The following is a 21,928-nucleotide window of genomic DNA, read 5'->3' as shown; positions in this document are numbered from 1 at the left end:
CCCGTTCCCGGACATCCATAAAGGGCAATACGGACATCAGCGTCGAGGCAACGGCAGGACGTGACCAAATCCGGACCGACTTCGTCGTGCGCCGCCCTTTACCCGCGGCCCGCGGACAGGGAGCCTGTGGCCCGTCGGAGATCATTTCCATATTCGGAGGTGCGGGTTGGCCAGGCGATCCCTGAGACGAACCCGGCGGACCGCGGCGGTGGCCGTGCTGACCGGCGCGGCGCTGGCCGGCGCGGGCGGCGGCGCGACGGCGCTGGCGGGGACGTCCCCCAAGATCGTGGTGAAGGACGGGGTCACCCAGCCCGTCTTCTCCTACAAGGACGCCGTCCGGGAGCACGTCTACGTCGAGTCGAGCGTGGACAGCGACCGGGACGGCAAGAAGGACCGCGTCAACGTGGACATCATCCGGCCGAAGGAGACCGAGCACGGTCTCAAGGTGCCGGTGATCATGGACGAGAGCCCCTACTACGACAACGCCGGGCGCGGCAACGAGAGCGAGCGCAAGACCTACGACGCGGCCGGGAACCCGGTGAAGTTCCCGCTGTACTACGACAACTACTTCGTGCCGCGCGGCTACGCGTTCCTCGCGGTGGACATGGTCGGCACGACCCGCTCCGACGGCTGCCCGGTCAGCGGCGGCCCGACCGACGTCCTCGGCGGCAAGGCCGTGGTCGACTGGCTCAACGGGCGGGCCCGGGCGTACCGGCCGGACGGCAGCCCCGTGAAGGCGACCTGGACGACCGGCCGCACCGGCATGATCGGCAAGTCCTACGACGGGACGCTCGCCAACGGCGTGGCGGCGACCGGTGTCGAGGGGCTGGAGACGATCGTCCCGATCTCGGCGATCAGCAGCTGGTACGACTACAGCCGGATGAACGGCGTGAAGTACTGGACCGACGAGCAGCCGTGGCTCGCGGACTACGTCGACACCGACCCGCCCGAGAAGTGCGCCGCGGTCTTCGCCGACCTCGACAAGGGCGAGGACGACGCGACCGGCAACTACAACGCCTACTGGAAGACCGCCGACTACCGGGACGGGACGATCGCCCGCGCCTCCCGCGTGCGCGCGAGCATCTTCGCCACCCACGGCGTCAACGACCTGAACGTGAAGGACAACCACTTCGCCGAATGGTGGAAGGCCCTCGCGAAGCGCGGCGTGCAGCGCAAGGTGTGGCTGAGCCAGCGCGGCCACGTCGACCCGTTCGACACCCGGCGCGACGCCTGGGTGGCGGCCCTGCACAAGTGGTTCGACCACGAGCTGCAGCGGATCCCCAACGACATCATGCGGCAGCCGCGCGCCGACATCGAGATCGGCCCGGACCAGTGGATCACCCAGCCTGACTGGCCGTCCCGGGACGCGCGGAACGTCGTGCTGCGCCCCGGCACGGACGGCTCCCTCGGCCTGAAGCCGGCCGCGGCGGGCGCGACCGCCGCCTTCACCGACGCCGCGGGCCCGCAGGGCGCGGGCTACCCCGAGGACGACATGGTCGCCGACCCGACGGCGGCGCGGCCCTACCGGACCGCGTTCGTGTCGGCCCCGCTGCCGCGGACCGGGCGCCTGTCCGGCACCCCCGACGCGCGCCTGAAGATCAAGCTGGACCGGCCCACGTCGAACCTGACGGCGCTGCTGGTCGACTACGGCGACGACACCCGCGTGGACTACCTCGGCCCGGGCTCCGGCATCCGGACGCTGACCACCGAGGACTGCCACGGTGAGAGCACGCCCTCCGACGACGCCTGCTACAAGCAGACCGAGGTCAGAACCGTGACCTCGCCGGTGAACGTGGTCGCCCGCGGCTGGCTCGACGCACAGAACGACCGGTCGCTGAGCAACCCGTCGCCGCTGGAGCCCGGCCGCTACTACGGCGTCCGCTGGCAGACGCTCAGCCAGGAGTACCTGCTGAAGAAGGGCCACCGGCTGGCGCTCGTCCTCGCCGGGACGGACGCCGACTACAACACCGAGACGCCGACGGGCGCCCAGGTGACGGTGGACCTGCGCGGCAGCTCCGTCAGCGTCCCGGTCGTCGCGGCCGAGGACGACGTGACCGCCCTCGTCGCGCCGCCGCGGCCCGCCGAGACCTGGCGCGGCCCGGCCAGGGTCACCCTCCCCGTCCAGGAGCGCAAGCTCTACTGACGGCCCTCACCGAGGCGGACCGGCCCGCCGTCCCTTCCGGGGCGGCGGGCCGCACGCTTGGGGCGCCCGGCTTCAGGCGTGGTTGTCGGTGTCCTTGCTGGGCTGGACGCGCTTGGGCTCGCCGGGCATCTTCGGGTAGTTCGGCGGGTACGGCATGTCGCCGAGGCCGTGGTCCTTCTCGTCGCGGTCGGCCATGTCGAGCAGGGCGTCGAGTGAGAAGGACGCGTCGTCGATCGAGGCGTGCAGGTCGCCCAGCTCCTTGAAGCGCGCGGGCATCGTGGCGATGGTGAAGTCGCGCGGGTCGACGTCGGGCAGCTCCTCCCAGGTCACCGGCGCCGAGACCGGGGCGTGCGGGGCCGGCCGGACGCTGTACGCCGAGGCGATCGTGCGGTCGCGCGCGTTCTGGTTGAAGTCGATGAAGATCTGCTCCCCCCGCTCCTCCTTCCACCACTTCGTGGTGACCTCGGCGGGGGCGCGGCGCTCCACCTCGCGGCCGAACGCGAGCGCGGCCCTGCGGACCTCGGTGAACGTCCAGCGGGGCTCGATGCGGACGTAGATGTGCACCCCGCCCTTGCCGGACGTCTTCACGTACCCGGTGCAGCCCAGCTCCGACAGCAGGTCGCGGGCCGGGCCGAGCGCCACCCGGACGGCGTCGGAGAAGTCGGTGCCGGGCTGCGGGTCGAGGTCGATGCGCAGCTCGTCGGGATGGTCGACGTCGCCCTTGCGGACGGGCCACGGGTGGAAGGTCAGCGTCCCGAGGTTGGCCGCCCAGGCGATCACGGCGACCTCGGTCGGGCAGACCTCGTCGGCCGAGCGCCCGCTGGGGAAGGCGATCCGCGCGGTCCGCACCCAGTCGGGCGCGCCCTTCGGGATGCGCTTCTGGTAGAACGCGTCGGACTTGCCGGCGCCCATGCCCGCCTGGCCGCGCGCGTAGTCCTCGCGGGTGGCCATCCTGGCGCCCTCGAAGACCCCCGCGGGCCAGCGTTCCAGCGTCGTCGGGCGGTCGCGGGTGGCGCGCAGGATCCCCTCCCCCACGGCCAGGTAGTACTCCACGAGCTGCCGCTTGGTGTAGCCGTGCTCGGGGAAATAGACCTTGTCAGGATTGGTCACCTTGACGAGCCGATCCCCGACCGGGATCTCGATGTAGGGCGAGGCCATAACCGCACGTTAACCCACGGCCACGACAGTCCTCCCGGGCGGACGCGCCGGGTACCGTCGAAGCATGGAGAAGATCCGCAAGAGTGAGGACGAGTGGCGGGCGCAGCTCAGCCCCGAGGAGTTCCACGTGCTGCGTGAGGCGGGCACCGAGAAGCCCTTCACCGGCGAGTACACCGACACCAAGACCGTCGGGGTGTACCGGTGCCGCGCGTGCGGCACGGAGCTGTTCCGGTCCGAGACCAAGTTCGAGAGCCACTGCGGGTGGCCGTCGTTCTTCGCGCCGTCCGACTCCGACGCGGTCACGCTGATCGAGGACCGCTCGCTCGGCATGGTCCGCACCGAGGTCCGCTGCGCGGTGTGCGACTCGCACCTGGGCCACGTCTTCCACGGCGAGGGCTACGACACCCCGACCGACGACCGCTACTGCATCAACTCGATCTCGCTCACCCTCGAACCCGCCGAATGACGCAACCTCCCCGGGCCCTGACGCGTCACATTGACGCCCACAGCAGTGACGGTCAGCCCCCGGGGAGTCGCCGTGGACGAGTTCACCCCCTACGAGATCGCCTTACTCTGCGGCGGTCCCACCCGCGCCGCCCAGTGCGCTTTGCTCACCCTCTACGAGGGGCGCCGGGTGCGGGTCTCGCGGGGCACGCGCCGCGTGACCGTCGTCAAGCGGGAGGCGGACGACAAGATCCAGGCCGCGCTTCTCGAAGAGGTCCCCGACACCGGCTTCCAGCTCGGCTACGTCCTGGACGCGGTCGCCGAATCCGATGAGATGGCCGCCATCGCGGGCGGGCTGGTCGAGAGGGGCCTCCTGCGCAGGGGGTTCCGCGGCAAACTACGGAGGACGCGCAAGGGGAGGGCGGCCCGGCGCAGGCTCCGCGCGCACGCCGAGTCCGGCGCTCCGTCCGGGCTCGGCGCGCTGAAGGGCGCCGCGCCGGACGCGGTCACCAGGCTCGCCGCGCTGGGCACCGCCGCGGTGGAGGACGCCAAGCTCCGCCAGGTCATGGAGATGGACAACCCCAAGCCGCTCGACCTGCCCTACGACTGGGCCCTGAACGGGGTCAGGCGCGGCCCCGAACCGAGCCCCCTGTCCGAGACGAAGTACTCGGGCTACGCCTGGAATGCCTGGGACACCTGGGGCAACGGCCCTGGCCCCTACTAGGGGGTCTCGGAGACGCCGCAGTCGTCCTTGTCGCTCTGCTTGTTGGCGAGGACGACGCTGCCGTTGTCGTCGCTCTTGCCGTGGACGAAGACCCGCGGCTCGTCGTCGCCGCCGTCCTTGAGGAACTGGGTCGTCCACTTGCACAGGTCGATGGCCGGCTCGGAGTTCTCGTCGGACTCCCCGAGGTCGGTGTAGACGCGCACGAAGCTGCCGCTGCGGCGGACGTCGGTGACGTGCTTGACGACCTTCTTGCCGGGGTCCTTGGTCTCGAAGTAGGGCACCGCGTCGGTGATCTCGTCCGGGTCACCGGCGGCCGCGACACGCTCGTGCGGCGAGGGGGCGGCGCCCGTGCGGGCGGCCACGGCGGCGCGGGGGGCGGGGTGCGAGCCGCCGGGCAGCGCCAGCGCGGCGGCCGCGAGCACCGCGGCGGCCGCGGTCAGCGTGCCGGCGGCGGCCGCCCGGCGGCGGCGGGAGCCGGCCAGGGACGCGGTCATGCGGTGCAGGCGGACCGTGAACTCGGACGGCGGCCGGGCGTGCCGGCCGCGGGCGTGCCGGGCGGGAGACTTGGTCACGGACGGCACTTTACTGCCGGCCGCCCCCGCCCGACGCACGATTCGGCGTGATGAGCCCCGCTAGGCCAGCCCGGCGACCAGCTCGGCGACCGGCTTGCGGCGACCTGTGTAGAAAGGCACCTCCTCGCGGGTGTGCAGGCGCGCCCTCGCGCCCCGCAGGTGCCGCATCAGGTCGACGATGCGGTGGAGCTCGTCGGCCTCGAACGCCAGCATCCACTCGTAGTCGCCGAGCGCGAACGACGACACCGTGTTGGCCCGGACGTCGGGGTAGTCGCGGGCCATCTTCCCGTGCTCGGCGAGCATCGCGCGGCGTTCGTCGTCCGGCAGCAGGTACCACTCGTACGAGCGGACGAACGGGTACACGCACACGTAGGCGCGCGGCTCCTCGTCGGCGAGGAACGCGGGGATGTGGCTCTTGTTGAACTCCGCCGGGCGGTGCAGCGCCATCTGCGACCACACCGGCTCGCTCGCCCGGCCCAGCGCCGTCCGCCGGAACCGGGTGTAGACCTCCTGGAGGTCGTCGGAGGTGGGCGCGTGCCACCAGAACATGTAGTCGGCGTCCGCGCGCAGGCCGGCGACGTCGTAGGCGCCGCGCGTGGTGACGTCCTTCTGGGCGGCCTGGTCGAGGAGGTCCTGGACCTCCGCCGCCTCCCGCTCGCCTACCGTCCCGGGGTTCGCGACCCGGAACACCGACCACATGGTGTAGCGGATCACGTTGTTGAGTTCGCGCGCCTTCGGCTTGGCCGCCTGCTCCGTCATGGTCCAACTCCTTCTCGACTGCGCAAATGGTCCAGCACCCGGATCGCCGCCGCGCGCGCGGTGGCGATGCACGCGGGGATGCCGAGGCCGTCGTAGGCGGCGCCCGCGACGGCCAGCCCCGGCGCGCCGGCGACCGCGGCCCGGACCTTGGCCACGCGGTCGGCGTGGCCCACGTTGTACTGGGGAAGGCCGCCGCCCCACCGGGTCACCCGGGTCTCGATCGGCAGCTCGGTGACGCCGGACGTCGCGGCGAGCTCGGCCATGGCGGTCGCTGTGAGCTCCTCGTCGGTCCGCTGGAGCGTGTGCTCCTCGCCGTACCGCCCGATGGAGCAGCGCACCGCGATGACGCCCGGGTCGCGGTCGCGCAGGTGCGGCCATTTCAGCGAGCTGAACGTGACGGCCTTGACCCCGCGCCCGCCGCGGGCGGTGTCGCACTCCACGTTCGGGACGAGGTAGCCGCTGCCCTCCGGGAGCCGCGGGAACGCGGTGGCCCGGTAGGCGAGGGTGATGATCGCCATGCTGGCGTACTCGATGCCGGCCAGCTCGCGCGCCGCGGCGGGGACGTCCGGCTCCAGCAGCCGGGCCGCCGGGGCCGCCGGGACCGCCACGACCACCGCGTCGGCGTCGAGGTGCTCGGGGTCGCGGGCCGGGCCCACGGTGAGCCGCCAGCCGTCCTCGCGGCGGCGCAGCCCGCGGACCATGGCCCCGGTCCTGATCGTCCCCCCGGCCTCGGCGATGTCGGCGGCGACCAGGTGCGGGAGCGTGCCGAGCCCGTCCGGCAGCGTGGCGAACACCGGGCCGGGGTTCTGCGGCGCGGCGTCCCTGATGCCCTGGACGGCGTGGATCAAAGACCGGTGGGTGCGCGCGGCGGCGGCGACGGCGGGCAGCGTGGACTCGAACGACAGCAGCTCGGCCCGGCCCGCGTAGACCCCGCCGAGCAGCGGCTCGACGAGCCGGTCGACGACCTCGGCGCCGAGGCGGGCGCCGATGTAGTCGGCGACGGACACGTCCGCGCCCCGCGGGGTCTCCGGCAGCACGAGGTCGAGGGGCACGCGCGCCAGCCCGGCGGGCGAGAGCACGTGCGAGGCGGCGAGCGCCTTCAGATCGGACGGCACGCCCATGACCTGGCCGGACGGGATCGGCCGCACCGCGCCGCGGCTGAGGATGCCCGAGGATGTGGTGCCGGGGTTCACGAGGTCGCCGGAGCGGCCGAGGTCGCGCACGAGGTCGAGTCCCTCGGGACGGCGGGCGAGCATCGACTCGGCGCCCTCGTCCACCGGGATCCCGGCGATCTCGCTGACCCGCAGCTTCCCGCCGATCAGGGGGGACCCCTCCAGGACCGTCACCCGGACGCCCTCCCGGACGAGCACGCGCGCGGCGGCGAGGCCCGCGATGCCGCCCCCGACGACAACCGCATGGGACGTGGTCATGCCTCCAGCCTCCCAGACGCCCCGCCGGATCGCGCACCGGGTCGACGTGAACTGCGGCACTCGCGCCGCGCGGGTTTTTGTCGCCGAGATGACAAGATCTCCGAACCTCGCCAGTGAATACTGGCAGACATGATCCCTCGGACGACCTCCACCCGGGCCGCGGCGGTCCTCGCGGCCGGCGCGCTCGCGATCGGCGGGGCGGCCACCCCCGCCTCGGCCGCCGAACGCGGCGACTTCACGCCGGTCCCGCTGCCGTTCTTCTGGCCGAACAACAGCCTCTACGACGTCGCCGCCGCCTCGCCCGACAGCGTCTGGATCGCCGGGAACCAGGGAGAACTGGTGATCCCCGGCCCGATCCCCGGGACCGGGCAGAGCATCCCCGGCAATCCCGTCGTCCGGCGCTGGAAGGGCGGGAGCTGGGTCGAGTACGACCTCCAGGGCCTGTCCAGCCGCGGCACCATCACCGACGTCGACGCGGTCGCCCCCGAGGACGTGTGGATCAGCGGCCCGAAGTACGGCTCGGGCGGCGGGGCGCCGGTCCCCTACGCGGCGCACTTCACCGGCTCCCGGTTCGAGCAGGTGGCGCTGCCGTCCGGAGCCCGCAGCGCGAACCTCCAGGCGAGCGCCGGCGGCGTCCGGGTCGCGACCGACACCGGCTTCTACCGCCGGACGGGCGACACCTGGGCGCTCATCACCACGCTCCCGGACATCCGGCAGCACACGTCCTACATCCGGGCGGACGACGACATCTGGGTGCTCGGCACCGCGTCCGCGACCGACGAGACGCTCGCGGCGCGGCACTGGGACGGGCGGTCCTGGCAGACCGTCCCCGTGCACGAGCCCGTGCCGGGGACCGGCTTCACCGACATGCTCGCCCTCTCCCCCACCGACGCCTGGGCCACCGGCATCAGCTACCGCACGTCCCCGGCCACGCCCGTCCTGATGCACTGGGACGGCACGGCCTGGACGGGCGTCACGACCCCGCCCGGTCTCAACGCGCTCACCAGGATCGCCGAAGGCGGAGACGGGACGCTGTGGGCCATCGGGCACTCGCTCGACGAGCCGGCGAAGCCGGGCCTGATCCGCTACAGCGGCGGGACCTGGGAGCGGGTCCCGGCCACCGCCGTGCCGAACCGGAAGAACTTCTACGCGAGCGCGCTCGCCGTCGTCCCCGGCACGGGCGCCCTGTGGACGCTCGGAACCGTCGACATCGGCGGGCCCGTCGTCCTCACCGACGGCCCCTGACCGGCACCGGCGACCCGTGATCGGCGCGTGCCCGCTTCGTGCCCGGATCGCGATCCGTCCCGAGGAACGGTGATATGCGGCACATCGTCCAAGCCGCATGCGGAACGTCAGGAGCATCACCTGCGCACTGGTCGTCCTGCCGATGGCCGGGATCGTGGCCGCCTGCGGGGGCGGCGACCACTCGTCCGGGGCGTCGGACTCCGCGCCGCGGAGCGCGGCCACGGCGCCGGCCCTCCCGGGCGGCGCCCAGCGCGCGGAGGGCGCCCCCCAGGGCGGCGCCAAGCAGCGGGCGCAGGCGCCGCTGCCGACCGGGCGCGAGGTCGTCCACACCGCCGCCCTGCGGGTCAGGGCCGGGAACGTGGAGGCCGCCGCCGCCAAGGCCAAGCAGCTGGTCGCCGCGGCGGGCGGCTACGTCGAACGGGAGTCGACGTCGAGCGAGCCCGCCCGCTCGGAGATCGCGCTCAAGATCCCGAGCGAGCGGTACGCCGAGGTGCTCGGCCGGCTCGGCACCGAGCTCGGCACCAAGCTGTCGCTCAGCCAGGAGGCCGAGGACGTCACCGGCGAGGTCGCCGACGTCGACGCGCGGGTGCGGTCCGCGAAGGCCACGCTGGAGACGTTCCGCAAGCTGCTCGACCGGGCGGGCTCCGTCAGCGAGATCATGAGCATCGAGCAGGAGATCTCCCAGCGGGAGGCCGACCTGGAGGCGCTCCAGGCGCGCCAGAAGGCGCTTGCCAACCGCACGCAGTTCGCGACGGTGACCGTGACCGTCGTGACCAAGGCCCCGCCGCCCGAGAAGGACGAGCCGCGCGGCGGGTTCGTCGGCGGGCTCCAGAGCGGCTGGCACGCGTTCACCGCGTTCGTCGGCGGCGTCGCCGCCGTGCTGGGCTGGCTGCTGCCGTTCCTCGTCACGGCCGCCGTGGTCGGGCTCCCGCTCCTGGCCCTCCGGCGGCGGCGCGCCCGCGCCGCGGACGACGCCGCGCCGGAGCCGGGGAAGACCCCGGAGCCGGAGAACGCGAAGGCCGCGGTCGGCGCGGGCGAGGAGCCCCCGGAAGGGCCCCGGCCGCCCGCCTAGCGCGGGTCCTCGGTGCTCGCCTCGTGGACGAGGTCCGCGAGGCGAGCCAGCACGTCCGGATCGATGGACGGCAGGACGCCGTGGCCCAGGTTGAAGATGTGCCCCTCGGCCGTGCGGCCGCGGGCCAGCACGTCGCGGGCCCGGCGCTCCACGGTCTCCCACGGCGCGAAGAGGATCGCCGGGTCGAGGTTGCCCTGCAGCGCCTTGCCCGGCTCGACGCGGCTGACGGCCTCGTCGAGCGGCACCCGCCAGTCGACGCCGACGACGTCGGCCCCGGCCTCGCCCATCAGGCCGAGCAGTTCGCCCGTCCCGACGCCGAAGTGGATGCGCGGGACGCCGAGCGGCTCGATCTCGGCGAAGATGCGGCGGGCGTGCGGCAGGACGGACTCGCGGTAGTCCTGCGCGGCGACCGCGCCCACCCAGGAGTCGAAGACCTGCACGGCGCTCGCGCCGGCCGCGATCTGCACCTTCAGGAACGCGATCGTGAGGTCGGCCAGCCGCTCCATGAGCCGGTCCCACAGCTCCGGCTCGCCGTACATCATCGCCTTGGTGCGCTCGTGGTTCTTGGACGGGCCGCCCTCGATCAGATACGAGGCGAGCGTGAACGGGCCCCCCGCGAAACCGATCAGCGGCGTGCCGCCCAGCTCGCCGACCAGGCCCTCGACGGCCTCGGTCACGTACGGGACGTCGTCGGGGACGAGGGGGCGCAGGGCGTCCAGGCCCGCCGCGTCCCGGATAGGATCGGCGATGACCGGCCCGACGCCGGGCTTGATGTCGAGGTCGACGCCGACGGCCCTGAGCGGCACCATGATGTCGCTGTAGAAGATCGCCGCGTCCACCGCGTACCGCCGCACCGGCTGCATCGTGATCTCCACGACCATGTCCGGGCGGGTGCACGACTCCAGCATCGGAACGCCCTCGCGGACCCGCAGGTACTCCGGCAGCGAGCGGCCCGCCTGGCGCATGAACCACACGGGCGTGTGCGGCACCGGCCGGCGGCGGCAGGCCAGCAGGAAGGGGCTCTCGGCGAGGCCGCCGTTGTCGGGCGTGCGCGCAGGGTGGTCGTTCGAACGGGCTGCGTCAGCGGTCACGTTGTGATGGTCCCACGAAAAGCGGATGGGGGAGCACCGGAGTGGCGGGTGAGGCGCAACGAACTTCCGGACACGCCGAGCGAAGTCCCGCATTCTGTCACCGGCGCGTGCGAACGTGATGCGTGTCATAGCCGAGGGAGGTTCCCCCTTGTACTGCTTCACCTGCGGTGATGAACGCGAGTTCGAGCTGCCGCCGTGCGAGGACGGGCACGGCGAGGAGTGCCCCGAGCGGGCCTGCGTCGACTGCGGCTCCGCCGTCCTGGTCGGCCTGCCGCCCGGCGCCGCCGCCCCGGCCCCCGGCCGGACCTCCGAGACCGCCCCGGCGCCCGGCCGCGCCGCCACCGTGCGGGCCGTGGCCTGAACGGCCCGGCCCCCGAAACGAAACCACCTGTGCCGTGCCTGTGTCCCCTCCGCGCCCTCCCGTCGCCCCCTGCGGCGGCACATCCCAGCAGCACCGACCCGAGCCCGCCGAGCCAGCCCCCCGCGACCCGTCACTCCCCCGCGATCAGGCCGGTCCACCCATGAACCCACCTGCCTTCCAGCGGGCCGTCGACACGCTGCGCGAGATCCTCGACGGGCCCGCCTTCCGGCCGGAGCTCGACCTCGAGGACATGCCCGCCCCGCAGAGCCTCGCGCCTTACGCGGCGGCCATGTCCGGCAGCGTCTACCGCGACGACGACACCGAGGTCGCCATGGGCCGCCTCATCGTGCTGTACGACCCCGAAGGCCGCCCCGGCTGGACGAACGGCTTCCGCGTCGTCGCCTACATCCGCGCCGACCTGGAGCCCGAGATCGCCGCCGACGAGCTGATCGGCTCCGTCGCGTGGGACTGGCTGCTCGAGGCCCTGGAGCCCGCCGGCTACGCCGCGGTGTCCGGGACGATCACCCGCGCGGTGTCGGAGAGCTTCGGCGACAAGCGCGACGAGCCGTCCACCACGGAGCTGGAGCTGCGGGCCTCGTGGTCCCCCACGGGGGAGGATCTGACCGCCCACGTGCTGGCCTGGTGCGAGGTGATGTGCACCACGGCGGGGCTGCCGCCGACCGGCGTCGCCGCGCTGCCGGACCGTCCGGGCGGCGGGGGCGGCTGAGCGACGTACGGTAGGGGGCGTGAGCACAGCGTCCGAAACCGAGACGGCGGGGGAGAACACGGAAGAAGTGGGAGTGTCCGAAACGCGCGCGACCGGTCCCGAGCAGGGCGCCGGTGCGGAGAACACGGCGGCGACCCCTACCGGGACAGTTCCCGGGACGGCCGGGCCCGGCCTCGGCCAGACGAGCACGGAGGCCGACACCGGTCCCCCCGCCGTCCCGCTGCTGGAGCCGCGCGAGGGCGTCCCGCCGGTGCTCACCACCGCCGCCGACCTGGACCGCGTCATCGCGGCGTTCGCCGCGGGCACCGGCCCGGTCGCGGTCGACGCCGAGCGCGCCTCCGGCTACCGCTACGGGCAGCGCGCCTACCTGATCCAGATGCGCCGCGCCGGCGCCGGCACCGCGCTGATCGACCCGGTCGCCCTCCCCGACCTGTCCGCGCTGGACGCCGCGCTCGCCGACACCGAGATGGTGCTGCACGCCGCCAACCAGGACCTGCCGTGCCTGGCCGAAGTCGGCCTCGTGCCGCGCCGGCTCTTCGACACCGAGCTGGCCGGGCGGCTGCTCGGCTACCCGCGGGTCGGCCTCGGCTCCATGGTCGAGAACGTGCTCGGCTTCGTGCTGGAGAAGGGCTACTCGGCCGCCGACTGGTCGACCCGCCCCCTCCCCGAGGACTGGCTGCGCTACGCCGCGCTGGACGTCGAGCTGCTGGTCGAGCTGCGCGACGTCCTCCAGGAGGAGCTGGAGGCGGCGGGCAAGCTGGAGTGGGCGCTGGAGGAGTTCGCCGCCATCCTGACCACGCCGCCGAAGCCGCCGCGCGCCGACCCGTGGCGCCGCACGTCCGGCATCCACCGGGTGCGCAACCGGCGGGCGCTCGCCACCGTCCGCGAGCTCTGGGAGGCGCGCGACAAGATCGCCCGCGAGCGGGACCTGTCCCCCGGCCGGGTGCTCCAGGACGCCGCGATCATCGAGCTGGCGCAGAAGGCCCCGAAGACCCCCGCCGAGCTCCAGGCCCTGCCGACGATGCGGGGCCGCGGCGCCCGCCGGCACCAGTCGGCGTGGCTGCGCGCCGTCACCCGGGCCCGTGAGCTCGGCGAGCGCGGGCTGCCGGCGTCCAACCTGCCCGGCGACGGGCCGCCGCCCGCGCACCGCTGGGCCGACCGCGACCCGGAGGCCGCCAAGCGGCTCACCGCCGCCCGCGCCGTCGTCGCCGCGCTCGCCGACGAGCACTCGATGCCGTCGGAGAACCTCGTGCAGCCCGACTACGTCCGCCGGCTGGCCTGGACGCCGCCGGCGGAGTCGTCGGCGTCCGCGATCGGCGCCGCCCTGCGCGGCCTCGGCGCCCGCGACTGGCAGGTGGGGCTCATCGCCCAGCCGATCGCCAAGGCGTTCCTCCGCCTCGAAAGCAAGGGCGAGCTTTAGTCGGCACTTGCACGGGGGCGGTCACCGGGCACACACTGGCTTAGGTTAGCTTTGCCTAAACAAGCCCGTGCGATCCCCGAGGAGTGCGTCGATGCTACTGGGCAACTTCCTCATCGGCCTGCGTGAGGGGCTCGAGGCCGCCTTGGTCGTGAGCATCCTGATCGCGTACCTGGTGAAGACCGGCAACCGCCAGGCCCTGCTGCCCGTCTGGACGGGCATCGGCGCCGCCGTCGTCCTGGCGTGCGGCTTCGGGATCGCGCTGAGCGCCGCGTCGTCGGAGATGCAGTTCAAGACCCAGGAGCTCTTCGGCGGCATCCTGTCGATCATCGCGGTGGGCCTGGTCACCTGGATGGTCTTCTGGATGCGCAAGACCGCCCGGTTCATGAAGGCCGAACTGGAAGGCCGGCTGGAGGGCGCGCTCGACGTCGGGCCGCTCGCCCTCGCCGCCGTCGCGTTCCTCGCGGTCGGGCGCGAGGGGCTGGAGACCGCGCTGTTCCTGTGGACGAACATCTCCAACTCCTCCAGCGGGTCCACCGAGCCGATCATCGGGGCGGTCCTCGGCCTCGCCGTCGCCGTCGCGCTCGGCTACCTGCTGTACCGCGGCGGTCTCAAGATCAACCTGAAGCGGTTCTTCACCTGGACGGGCGCCGCGCTCATCGTCGTCGCCGCCGGCGTGTTCGGCTACGGCTTCCACGACCTGCAGGAGGCGGAGGTGTTCCCCGGCATCAACTCGGTCGCGCTGGAGCCGCACGCCTTCTTCGCCAAGTTCGGCGGCGCCGGCGACTGGATGCAGACCGTCTTCCAGGGCGTCCTCAACGTCACCCCGCAGATCACCTGGCTCCAGCTGGTCATGTGGGCGCTCTACCTGGTGCCGGTGATGGTGCTGTTCCTGCGCAGCCCGTCGCCGTCCAAGCCCGCCCCGGCCAAGGCCACCGAGCCGGCGCCGACGTCCTGACGCAGGTCAGAGGTCGGGCAGCGGGTCGCGGGGCAGGCTGTCCCGGGCGAAGATCTCCGCGTCGGCGGCGTTGACGACCGGGACGTACTCGTCGTCCAGCTCGAACACGGCGCCCGCGAACTCGAACGACGCGCCGACGCCCGTCTCCACCGGCCCGATCCTCGTGCCGCGCGGGTAGCTGCCCCAGATGCTCTTCGGGGTGCTGCGGCTCAGCGAGCCGGTGGAGATCACCGCGACCTGGTCGCCGGTGACGACGAAGATGAACCCGGCGCCGCCGCCGTAGGTCATCGCGGGGAAGATGTAGCGGATCTCATCGTCGATTCCGAGGAACTCCCTGCAGCGCTCGCGGAGCGGGCGTGGCACCGGCATGGCGGTTGTGGCACCTCCCCCAGGCGGGTCGACGTCGCCGCCCCAATCATGCACCGATGTGCCGGATCGTGACCAGACTTCACGCGGTCGCCAGCGCCGCCGTCGGCGGCAGCCGCGCCGCCCGCATCGCCGGGTACAGGCCGGCGACCGTCCCGATCGCCAGGGTCGCGGCGAGCGCGCCGCCGAGCGCCCAGACCGGCACGACCGGCGGCCACCCCTTCCACAGCGCGAACCCGGTCGTCACCGCCGCGCCGAGCACGACCCCGGCCGCGCCCCCGAACGCCGACAGCAGCAGCGACTCGGCGACGAACTGGAGGCGGATCTGGCCGCGGGTGGCCCCGAGCGACCGGCGCAGCCCGATCTCGCGGCGCCGCTCCAGCACCGAGATCACCATCGTGTTGGCGACCCCGACCCCGCCGACCAGCAGCGCGACGGCGCCGAGCCCGAGCAGCAGCCCGGTGAACGCGCCGGACGCCGCGGCCCGCGCCTCCAGCGCGTCGGAGGGGCGGCTGACCTCGACCTCCTCGGGGCGCTCGGGGTTGACCGTCCGGGCGAGGACGTCGCGGACGTCGTCGACGGAGGCGTCCGTGGACCGCTCGTAGATCGTCGTGGGGTGCCCGTCGAAGCCGAGGTAGCGGCGCGCGGCGTCCCAGCCGACGAGGGCGGAGCGGTCGATCTCCGGCGCCAGCTCCGCGGGCCGCAGCACGCCGAGGACGACGAACCACCGGCCGCCGATCCACACCTGCCCGCCCGCCCGGTCCAGGCCGAGCCGCCGCGCCGCCTCCGAGCCGAGCACCACGACGGGACGCCCTTCGGTGGCCGCGTCGAGCCGGCGCCCGCTCGCCGGCGCCACGTCCAGGGTGCCGAGCAGCCCGCTCGTGGCGGCCTGCACGGCGATGCCCTGCGTGACCTCCTCCGGGATCCTGTCGGTGCGGCGGACGGTGGCCTCCACCGACCCGGTCGCACCGACCGCCGTGACCGGCGCGATCCGGCGCACCATCTCCGGGGCCGTCTCGGGCAGCTCCGCCTTCTCGCCGAACAGGGTGTCCCCCGGCTTGGCCGTCAGCAGGTTGGTGCCGAGCCGGTCGAGCCGCTGCATGAGGTCCTCCCTGCTGGAGGAGGAGATCCCGATGACGGCGACCATCGTCGCGATGCCGATCGCGATGCCGAGGGCCGACAGCACGACCCGCGCGGGCCGGGCCCTGAGCCCGCCGAGCCCCACGCGCAGGACGTCGCCCGCGCCGAGCCGCGCGGGCCTCATCGGCTCCCCACCCCCGCCCGCTCGTCCGCGACGATCTCGCCGTCCCGGATCCGGACCCGGCGCGGCGCACGGGCCGCGACCTCCGCGTCATGCGTGATGACCACGACGGTGGTGCCCGCGCGGTTCAGCTCGTCCAGCAGCGCGAGCACGCCGGCTCCCGCGGCGGAGTCGAGGTTGCCGGTCGGCTCGTCCGCGAGCAGCAGGTCGGGCTCGCCCACGACCGCCCGCGCGACCGCGACCCGCTGCTGCTCGCCGCCCGACAGCTGGTGCGGCCGGTGCCCCGCCCGCTCCCCCAGCCCGACGCGTTCGAGCGCCGCCCGCGCCCGCTCCCGCCGCTCCCGCAGCCCGACCCCGCTGTAGAGGAGCCCGTCGGCGACGTTGTCGAGGGCGCTCACCCCCGCGGCCAGGTGGAACTGCTGGAACACGAACCCGATGTGCCGCGCCCGCAGCGCCGACAGCTCCCGGTCCGCGAGCTCCGCGACCTCGTGCCCGGCGACCCGCACGCTGCCCCGGGTCGGCCGGTCCAGCGTCCCGATCATGTGCAGCAGCGTCGACTTGCCCGACCCGGACGGCCCGACGATCGCCGCCCGCTCCCCCGGCGCGATCACCAGGTCGACGCCCCGCAGCGCCGCGACGCCGCCCGCGTACTCCTTGGCCACCCCGGCCAGCTCCACGATGTTCGCGCCCCTGTCGTCGAAGCCCTTCATTCGGCGGGCACCCCGACCTTCATGCCCTCGCGGAGCCCGCTCCCGGAGACCTCGACGCGTCCGCCGCCGAACGCCCCGACCCTCACGGGCAGCAGGCGCCTCGACCCGTCGGCGACCTCGACGCCGAAGCCGCCCTCCCGCAGCGCGAGCAGCGCCTCGACCGGCACCGACAGCACCCCTTCGCGCCGCTCGCTCTCCAGCTCGACGCTGACCGGCGCCTCGTCCAGCCGCCCCGTCTTGGCGTTCCCGAGCGAGATGTCGACCCCGACCGTGGTCTTCTGGTCCTGCCCCGACCCGGTCGTCTCGGCGACGCCGCCGACCTTGCTGATCTTCCCCTTCACGGTCGCCCCGCCGGGCAGCTCCACCGTCACCCCCGCGCCCTTCTTCGCGAGATCCTGCTTGTCGGCGTCCAGATCGACGTGCACGACCCGTTTCGTCCCGGCGACCGTCAGGACGGGCTGCCCCTGGACGGCCCGCTTCCCCTCGGGCGCCTTGACCTCCCGGACCCGCACGGCCCCGCTGAGGAACACGACCTGACCAGGGTCGACCGTCCCCGTTTCGTTGAGCCCCCGATCGTCCTGCCACTCCTCGACGGCGGCCTCCGTAGCTCCGGTGAACTCCTCGTCCACGGTCAGGCCGCCGTACCCGAGAGCCCGCAGGTTCTCCTCCAGCTGCCGGACGTCCTTGCCAGAGGAACCGCTCCGCAGCGTCCGGTACATGGGCCTGCCGCCGTACATCAGCGTCACAGGCTTGCCCGCGACCGAGAGAAGCGTCTCCCCACGCCCCACGGTCGCGCCCTCCGCCGGCACCCAGGTCACGACGCCGGACGCCCCCGTCCACACGTCCCGGACACCGTCGTAGGTGAGCTTCCCGTCCACCTTCTCGGTATCCACGAGATCGCCCCGACTCACCACCGCCGTCGCCAGCGGGGCCTGCGCCCCCTGCGCCTGGCTCCCGTCCCGGTCCCACACCAGGGCGCCGCCGCCCACCACCACGACGACGGCGACCCCTCCGGCGACCACGACCCGCCTCACTTCCCGGCCCCCGGAAGGCTGGCCCTGCACGCCTCACGCGCCTTCTCCGCCTGCCCCCGGTCGACCCGCGCCGTCGGGATCCTGATCTGCCCGTCCGGCCCCGGATCCGGGATGTCGACCCCGTGCTCCCGCATGCACTGCGCGAACTTGACGTACTGGTCGCGGACCTTCGGGTCCTTGAGGTCGGGCATCTTCCCGCCCGCCTGAAGCCACGACTGGCACTTCCGCAGCGCCGCGTCCAACTTGCTGCGGTCGCCGCCCTTCCCCAGCCGCAACGCCCGCCCGTCCCCACTCCCGGGATCGGGAACGTCCACCCCGTTCTCCCGCATGCACCGCGCGAACTTCAACTGAGCATCCTCCGGAGAGACCGACTTGCCAGGAGAAGCAGAACCCGAACCACCCCCCGCACTGGCGACCCCGCTCTCCCCATCGCCCCCACACCCGGCGAGCCCCAGCAAGAGCGCCGCAGCGACACCCAGAACCCACACCTTCATGCCGACCCTCTCCCCGAGGCACCCTGCCCCAGCCCGCCCCATAAGAGCCCCCAGAGGGTTAAACCCGCATTAGCCTGCGGGCCTTGCGGGCCGGGATTGGCCTTGGTGTTGCGGTTGTTCGGGGGACTCGTCAGCGTGGTGTCGCGGAGGGCTACGGCGAGGTGGGTGGCGATGGGGCTGGGGGCGGAAGGGGCGGCGGACGGCGGGCAGGGCGATCTGCTTAGCCGCCTGAGTGCGGTGGACCGGCGGCCGCTGCGGGATCCGGCGACCGCGGCGGAGTTGCGGCGGTTCGCCGAGCAGGGGCGCGGGCTCGTCATGGTGGTGCTGCTGGCGAGGGCGGTCGCGCGGGTCTTGCCCGGCCCCATCACGGCGTTCACGGCTACGGTGGGGATCCTGGTCACGGGTGGTTGGCCCTACCTGCTCGCGCTCGTCCTCGGCGGGCTTCTGGAGGACGAACCGCTGCGCGGCACCACCGGTGCTTTGCTCGTGCTCTCCGCGACCGTCACGTCCGTCCTGATGCTGGCCCTCTCGTGGATCGCCTGGCGCTGGACGGCGGTCTTAGCCGAGTCCGTAGCCGACCTGCTGGCCGTGTCGGCCGAGCGGGGTGAGTTCCTGGGCTGGCTCAACGGACGCTGCCGTCCGGTGCCGCAGTTTGTGGCCGGGGCCGCCGGGATGGGTCTCTCCGCGCTTCTCGCCTACGCGATGTCGCACCAGCAGGTCGATTCGGTCTCCGTGAGCGTGTGGATCTACGTGTGCTGCGCTTGGACGGGATTCATCGGTGGCGGCGTCCTCTACTGGCTCTACACGCTGGCCGAGGTGCCGCTGCGTCTGCACCGGTGCATGGATTTGCAGATGGCGTGGATGGACCCCGCACACACTCCGGCGATCGTGCAGTTGTGCCGGGTGTACGGGCGCGTCGCGGTCAGCACGGCAGTGGGTGTCCTCATCGCCGAACTGTCGACCGTGGCCGTCACAAGCGACCGTCCGGGCCCGCTCATGCAGGCGTTCTTCGTGGGGTTCCCCGTCCTGGCGGTCGTCACGGCCCTGTACGTCGGCGTGCAGCCCTACATCACGCTGGCCCACCTGGTCCGGCGCCATATCGACACGATCGTGGACCCGCTGATGGCGCAGACGCACCGCCCGCCCGGACACCTCCTGCTCTCCGAGGACCTGGGCAGTGCCGTCCAGGCCTACACGCACTTCCGGACGCTGCGCCGCCTCCCGGTCAAGACCGCCACCCTTCTGCAGTACGTGACCGGAATCCTCGCCTCCCTGGTCGTCTTCTTCGTCCAACGCCTCCTCGCCTGAGCCGCGTGTCACCCCCAGGCTGTAGAACCGTGGTCGCGAGTGCTTTGGAGGGGTGCGGTGGACGGGAACATGACCCTGTCGGCGAAGGATGATCGGATCTGGTTTCCGGGGAATCCGTGGCCTGGCGGGCACAGGATCGAGGAGTTCGCCTGGAAGGGACGGCTGGACCCCGAGTCCGGCTTGCGGTTCATCTTCGAGTTGGAGAGTGCCTACTACGACGCGGAGGACCCGACCGGTAGCGAGGAGGATGAAGATTCCGAAGACGGGCCGGACTTCGAGGCGAAGATCGTCTGGTGCAACTACCACAGGTGCACCATCAGCGCCGCCCGGGGTTTCGTCGCGGGATCTCCGGACGAACCGTTGGATTTCGACGCGCTGACCGGCCGCGCCTTCCATGTCGACGGCCTCGACGAAGTGGACGAGATCGAGGACTGGGACGACTTCGCCTTCCACATCTACCTGCTCGGCCATGACTCGGTCGCCGATCATCGGATCCGCTTTCCCACCCGGCATGCACCGTTCGAATTCGGACTCGAATGGGACGGGCGCATAGCACTGACCTACGTGGGCGAGGAGGAGTACAAGCACCGGTTCCGTGCCGGGGTCGGTCGAGCGGCGTTCCAGGGGTTCGAAGTTCCCGATGACCTGGACGACAAGGCGGCGGACGGGCTGATGAAGGCCTGCGTCCGGGATCCGGAGCGGTTCCGGCTCTCGCAGGCGGGCCGTGAGCGCTGGTACGTGCCGATCTCCTGAAGCGCCGATCTCGACGTGAGGCTGTTTGGTCGTGCGCTCGCTAGGGAGTGGCGCGGCGCTGCCGTGCAGGTGGGAGTTCAGCAGGCGGCCAGAACCACGGGCAGTTCATTCAGGGTCGAGATGCGGTGTATGCCGGTCGGCGTCGGGGTCGCCGTTTCCGCTCGGTCCAGCCAGATGGCGTGGAGGCCTGCGTTGTGGGCGCCTACGGCGTCGATGTCGAGTTTGTCGCCGACGTAGGCGACTGCGGCGGGAGGCAGGTTCAGGGCTGTGCAGGCGGCCTGGAATGCCGCGGGGTCCGGTTTCGCGCGGCCGAGCCGGTCGGAGCAGAGGAGCACTTCGAAGTGGTGGCGCAGGCCCAGTGCCGTCAGCCTGCGCTCCTGGTGGACGGTACTGGAGTTGGACAGGACCCCCTTCCGGTGAGGAAGGGCGTCCAAGGCCGCGGCCACGTCGGGGAACGCTGACCAGGCCGCTTCGAAAAGCGCCTCGTACCGGTCGTACCAGGCGTCCGCCTCGGTGTCGCTCAGCGGACGGTCCACGAACCTGCGGACTCGCGTACGGCGTTGTTGCTCGTAGGTCAGCTCACCGGCCGCGAGGCGCCGGTACTCGCTCGTGGTGATCTGCTGCCACCGGTCCAAGGCGGCCTGGTCGGAGGGAAGACCCTCCGCCTCGAAGTGGTGCAGCAGTCCGGCGCGTTCCGAGCCGGTGAAGTCGAAGAGCGTGTCGTCGACGTCCCACAGGACAGCCTCGATCATGTCTGGAGACTAGGACGCCCGACGGTTCTGGCCGCGCTGAGAGCTCCCTCTCAGCAGTTCGCTGACGCTGGACGAGCCGCGGCGCCGCCCGGGCTCGGTTTGAGGGCGGATCGTCGGTGGGGTCTGATTCGCTGGTCGACCAGAGCCCGACGACGCATGCCCGCGGGGGCTGGAACGGAGCACACGATGAAGGCCGTTCGTTTCGACCGGTTCGGCGGTCCCGAGGTATTGGAGCTCGTCGACCTGCCTGATCCTCATCCGGGGCCCGGGCAGGTCCGGATCGCGGTGCGGGCGGCCGGGGTGAGCGCCAGCGACTGGAAGAAGCGCCAGGGGCAGATGGATCCGGAGCTCCCGCAGACCCTGGGCTACGAGGCGGCGGGGGTCGTCGACGAGATCGGCGAGGGTGTGGCGGACGCGGCCGTCGGCGATCGCGTGTTCGGCTTCTGCGTCGAAGGGGCGGCCCAGGCCGAGCTGGCAGTGCTGTCCCACTACGCGCCGATCCCGCCCTCGCTCGACTTCGCCCGCGCCGCGGCGCTGCCGGCGGCCATCGAGACGGCCACGCGCGCGCTCGACCAGCTCGGCGTCGGGGACGGCGCGACGCTGCTCGTCAACGGCGCGTCCGGGAGCGTCGGCGGCGCCGCGGTCCAACTCGCCGTGGTGCGCGGCGCGCGTGTGATCGGCACCGCCGGTCCGGGGAACCAGGAGTACCTGCGTTCCCTGGGGGCCGAGCCGGTCGTCTACGGCGAGGGGCTCGTCGAGCGGGTGCGCGCGCTGGCGCAGGACGGCGTCGACCTGGCGCTCGACGTCGCCGGGAGCGGGGTGCTGCCCGAGCTGATCGGGCTCGCCGGCGGTGCGGAGCGCGTCGTCACGGTCGCCGACTTCATCGGCGCCCGGGAGCACAGGGTGCGGTTCAGCCGCGGGGACGCCGGTCGCGCGGTCCACGTGCTCGGCGAGATCGGGCCGCTGATCGAGGCGGGGCGCTTCTCGCCGCCGGCCGTGCGGACCTTCCCGCTCGCCGATATCGCGGAGGCGCACCGCGCCGGCGAGGGCGGGAAGGTGCGCGGGAAGCTCGTGCTCCTGGTCGACTGACGGGGGGATGCGCGCTGAGCTGGGACGATGAAGGCCGCCGCTGTAGGGTCCTGAGTTATG

Annotated in this window: 23 protein-coding genes; 12 read left to right on the top strand and 11 right to left on the bottom strand. The window is 72.9% G+C overall.

What is annotated here, in order from left to right; all coding sequences use genetic code 11:
* Window positions 1–208: 208 nt before the first annotated feature.
* The gene (locus K4S16_RS42900; RefSeq protein WP_149264868.1) at window positions 209–2,143 is read left to right on the top strand and encodes a Xaa-Pro dipeptidyl-peptidase; all 1,935 of its coding nucleotides are present in this window, start codon (window positions 209–211) and stop codon (window positions 2,141–2,143) included.
* Window positions 2,144–2,215: 72 nt separating this feature from the next.
* Here K4S16_RS42900 and K4S16_RS42895 read toward each other — a convergent pair whose 3' ends face one another.
* A complete protein-coding gene (locus K4S16_RS42895) occupies window positions 2,216–3,301 on the bottom strand; it encodes a DNA polymerase domain-containing protein (protein ID WP_149264867.1) in 1,086 nt (361 codons plus the stop codon).
* A gap of 64 nt (window positions 3,302–3,365) precedes the next feature.
* On the opposite strand from K4S16_RS42895, the gene msrB reads away from it, so the two are divergent.
* Entirely contained in the window at window positions 3,366–3,767 is a 402-nt protein-coding gene (gene msrB, locus K4S16_RS42890) for a peptide-methionine (R)-S-oxide reductase MsrB (RefSeq protein WP_149264866.1), read from the top strand.
* Between the two features lie 45 nt (window positions 3,768–3,812).
* The gene (locus tag K4S16_RS42885) at window positions 3,813–4,469 is read left to right on the top strand and encodes a TIGR04222 domain-containing membrane protein (protein WP_305790883.1); all 657 of its coding nucleotides are present in this window, start codon (window positions 3,813–3,815) and stop codon (window positions 4,467–4,469) included.
* Here the strand turns inward: K4S16_RS42885 and K4S16_RS42880 are convergent.
* The 3 genes from K4S16_RS42880 to hemG are packed head-to-tail and all read right to left on the bottom strand — an operon-like array spanning window position 4,466 to window position 7,230.
* Window positions 4,466–5,041: a hypothetical protein gene (locus K4S16_RS42880; RefSeq protein ID WP_149264864.1), complete on the bottom strand. Its 576-nt coding sequence runs from the start codon at window positions 5,039–5,041 to the stop codon at window positions 4,466–4,468. The genes K4S16_RS42885 and K4S16_RS42880 overlap by 4 nt on opposite strands.
* 60 nt (window positions 5,042–5,101) lie before the next feature.
* Window positions 5,102–5,800, bottom strand: a complete 699-nt coding sequence (hemQ, locus tag K4S16_RS42875) for a hydrogen peroxide-dependent heme synthase (protein WP_149264863.1) — start codon at window positions 5,798–5,800, stop codon at window positions 5,102–5,104.
* The gene (gene hemG / locus K4S16_RS42870; protein ID WP_149264862.1) at window positions 5,797–7,230 is read right to left on the bottom strand and encodes a protoporphyrinogen oxidase; all 1,434 of its coding nucleotides are present in this window, start codon (window positions 7,228–7,230) and stop codon (window positions 5,797–5,799) included. Before hemG ends, hemQ begins: the two co-directional genes overlap by 4 nt.
* 129 nt (window positions 7,231–7,359) lie before the next feature.
* On the opposite strand from hemG, the gene K4S16_RS42865 reads away from it, so the two are divergent.
* Window positions 7,360–8,475 carry a hypothetical protein gene (locus K4S16_RS42865; RefSeq protein ID WP_149264861.1) on the top strand — a complete coding sequence of 372 codons (1,116 nt, stop codon included), beginning with the start codon at window positions 7,360–7,362 and terminating at the stop codon, window positions 8,473–8,475.
* A gap of 97 nt (window positions 8,476–8,572) precedes the next feature.
* A complete protein-coding gene (locus K4S16_RS42860) occupies window positions 8,573–9,547 on the top strand; it encodes a DUF4349 domain-containing protein (RefSeq protein WP_149264860.1) in 975 nt (324 codons plus the stop codon).
* Here K4S16_RS42860 and hemE read toward each other — a convergent pair.
* Window positions 9,544–10,560 (bottom strand): uroporphyrinogen decarboxylase, encoded by a 1,017-nt coding sequence (gene hemE / locus K4S16_RS42855; protein WP_200842458.1) that lies wholly within the window; start codon window positions 10,558–10,560, stop codon window positions 9,544–9,546. The two genes, K4S16_RS42860 and hemE, sit on opposite strands and share 4 nt — an antisense overlap.
* Window positions 10,561–10,786: 226 nt before the next feature.
* Between hemE and K4S16_RS42850 the strand changes: the two genes are divergently transcribed.
* From K4S16_RS42850 to efeU, 4 genes are all read left to right on the top strand, one after another.
* Window positions 10,787–10,999 (top strand): hypothetical protein, encoded by a 213-nt coding sequence (locus K4S16_RS42850; protein ID WP_200842454.1) that lies wholly within the window; start codon window positions 10,787–10,789, stop codon window positions 10,997–10,999.
* A gap of 160 nt (window positions 11,000–11,159) precedes the next feature.
* Window positions 11,160–11,726, top strand: a complete 567-nt coding sequence (locus tag K4S16_RS42845; protein WP_149264857.1) for a DUF3000 domain-containing protein — start codon at window positions 11,160–11,162, stop codon at window positions 11,724–11,726.
* A gap of 220 nt (window positions 11,727–11,946) precedes the next feature.
* A complete protein-coding gene (locus K4S16_RS42840; RefSeq protein WP_200842457.1) occupies window positions 11,947–13,146 on the top strand; it encodes a ribonuclease D in 1,200 nt (399 codons plus the stop codon).
* Between the two features lie 91 nt (window positions 13,147–13,237).
* On the top strand, window positions 13,238–14,101 hold the full coding sequence (efeU, locus tag K4S16_RS42835) for an iron uptake transporter permease EfeU (protein WP_149264856.1): 864 nt from the start codon (window positions 13,238–13,240) through the stop codon (window positions 14,099–14,101).
* A 6-nt stretch (window positions 14,102–14,107) separates the two neighbouring features.
* Here efeU and K4S16_RS42830 read toward each other — a convergent pair whose 3' ends face one another.
* The 5 genes from K4S16_RS42830 to K4S16_RS42810 form a co-directional block, all read right to left on the bottom strand.
* Window positions 14,108–14,470, bottom strand: coding sequence for a hypothetical protein (locus K4S16_RS42830; RefSeq protein WP_149264855.1), 363 nt, complete (start codon window positions 14,468–14,470; stop codon window positions 14,108–14,110).
* 79 nt (window positions 14,471–14,549) lie between these two features.
* Complete coding sequence (locus K4S16_RS42825) at window positions 14,550–15,731, bottom strand: ABC transporter permease (RefSeq protein WP_149264854.1); 1,182 nt, start codon at window positions 15,729–15,731, stop codon at window positions 14,550–14,552.
* Window positions 15,728–16,438 (bottom strand): ABC transporter ATP-binding protein, encoded by a 711-nt coding sequence (locus K4S16_RS42820; RefSeq protein ID WP_149264853.1) that lies wholly within the window; start codon window positions 16,436–16,438, stop codon window positions 15,728–15,730. The genes K4S16_RS42825 and K4S16_RS42820 overlap by 4 nt, the downstream gene beginning before the upstream one ends.
* On the bottom strand, window positions 16,435–17,460 hold the full coding sequence (locus tag K4S16_RS42815; RefSeq protein ID WP_149264852.1) for a peptidoglycan-binding protein: 1,026 nt from the start codon (window positions 17,458–17,460) through the stop codon (window positions 16,435–16,437). The genes K4S16_RS42820 and K4S16_RS42815 overlap by 4 nt, the downstream gene beginning before the upstream one ends.
* An 8-nt stretch (window positions 17,461–17,468) precedes the next feature.
* A complete protein-coding gene (locus tag K4S16_RS42810; protein ID WP_149264851.1) occupies window positions 17,469–17,819 on the bottom strand; it encodes a hypothetical protein in 351 nt (116 codons plus the stop codon).
* Between the two features lie 318 nt (window positions 17,820–18,137).
* Between K4S16_RS42810 and K4S16_RS42805 the strand changes: the two genes are divergently transcribed.
* Both K4S16_RS42805 and K4S16_RS45370 read left to right on the top strand, forming a co-directional pair.
* Complete coding sequence (locus tag K4S16_RS42805) at window positions 18,138–19,274, top strand: hypothetical protein (protein WP_149264850.1); 1,137 nt, start codon at window positions 18,138–18,140, stop codon at window positions 19,272–19,274.
* A gap of 69 nt (window positions 19,275–19,343) precedes the next feature.
* A complete protein-coding gene (locus tag K4S16_RS45370; RefSeq protein WP_200842453.1) occupies window positions 19,344–20,027 on the top strand; it encodes a hypothetical protein in 684 nt (227 codons plus the stop codon).
* A 77-nt stretch (window positions 20,028–20,104) separates the two neighbouring features.
* Here the strand turns inward: K4S16_RS45370 and K4S16_RS42795 are convergent, their stop codons facing one another.
* Window positions 20,105–20,779 (bottom strand): HAD family hydrolase, encoded by a 675-nt coding sequence (locus tag K4S16_RS42795; RefSeq protein ID WP_149264849.1) that lies wholly within the window; start codon window positions 20,777–20,779, stop codon window positions 20,105–20,107.
* A gap of 186 nt (window positions 20,780–20,965) precedes the next feature.
* Here K4S16_RS42795 and K4S16_RS42790 point away from each other — a divergent pair, with 186 nt between their 5' ends.
* Window positions 20,966–21,868, top strand: coding sequence for an NADP-dependent oxidoreductase (locus tag K4S16_RS42790; protein ID WP_149264848.1), 903 nt, complete (start codon window positions 20,966–20,968; stop codon window positions 21,866–21,868).
* Window positions 21,869–21,928: the final 60 nt, after the last annotated feature.

This window comes from Actinomadura sp. K4S16, assembly GCF_008327685.1.
GTDB lineage: Bacteria > Actinomycetota > Actinomycetes > Streptosporangiales > Streptosporangiaceae > Spirillospora.
The sequence above is the reverse complement of the archived record's forward strand: the minus strand, read 5'-3'. Positions and strand labels throughout refer to the sequence as shown.

Excerpts from the sequence above, each read along its gene's own strand:
- K4S16_RS42895 (WP_149264867.1), bottom strand. The coding sequence starts at position 3,301 with ATGGCCTCGCCCTACATCGAGATCCCGGTCGGGGATCGGCTCGTCAAG.
- msrB (WP_149264866.1), top strand. The coding sequence starts at position 3,366 with ATGGAGAAGATCCGCAAGAGTGAGGACGAGTGGCGGGCGCAGCTCAGC.
- hemQ (WP_149264863.1), bottom strand. The coding sequence starts at position 5,800 with ATGACGGAGCAGGCGGCCAAGCCGAAGGCGCGCGAACTCAACAACGTG.
- hemG (WP_149264862.1), bottom strand. The coding sequence starts at position 7,230 with ATGACCACGTCCCATGCGGTTGTCGTCGGGGGCGGCATCGCGGGCCTC.
- K4S16_RS42865 (WP_149264861.1), top strand. The coding sequence starts at position 7,360 with ATGATCCCTCGGACGACCTCCACCCGGGCCGCGGCGGTCCTCGCGGCC.
- K4S16_RS42860 (WP_149264860.1), top strand. The coding sequence starts at position 8,573 with ATGCGGAACGTCAGGAGCATCACCTGCGCACTGGTCGTCCTGCCGATG.
- K4S16_RS42845 (WP_149264857.1), top strand. The coding sequence starts at position 11,160 with ATGAACCCACCTGCCTTCCAGCGGGCCGTCGACACGCTGCGCGAGATC.
- efeU (WP_149264856.1), top strand. The coding sequence starts at position 13,238 with ATGCTACTGGGCAACTTCCTCATCGGCCTGCGTGAGGGGCTCGAGGCC.
- K4S16_RS42830 (WP_149264855.1), bottom strand. The coding sequence starts at position 14,470 with ATGCCGGTGCCACGCCCGCTCCGCGAGCGCTGCAGGGAGTTCCTCGGA.
- K4S16_RS42825 (WP_149264854.1), bottom strand. The coding sequence starts at position 15,731 with ATGAGGCCCGCGCGGCTCGGCGCGGGCGACGTCCTGCGCGTGGGGCTC.
- K4S16_RS42820 (WP_149264853.1), bottom strand. The coding sequence starts at position 16,438 with ATGAAGGGCTTCGACGACAGGGGCGCGAACATCGTGGAGCTGGCCGGG.
- K4S16_RS42805 (WP_149264850.1), top strand. The coding sequence starts at position 18,138 with ATGGGGCTGGGGGCGGAAGGGGCGGCGGACGGCGGGCAGGGCGATCTG.
- K4S16_RS45370 (WP_200842453.1), top strand. The coding sequence starts at position 19,344 with ATGACCCTGTCGGCGAAGGATGATCGGATCTGGTTTCCGGGGAATCCG.
- K4S16_RS42795 (WP_149264849.1), bottom strand. The coding sequence starts at position 20,779 with ATGATCGAGGCTGTCCTGTGGGACGTCGACGACACGCTCTTCGACTTC.
- K4S16_RS42790 (WP_149264848.1), top strand. The coding sequence starts at position 20,966 with ATGAAGGCCGTTCGTTTCGACCGGTTCGGCGGTCCCGAGGTATTGGAG.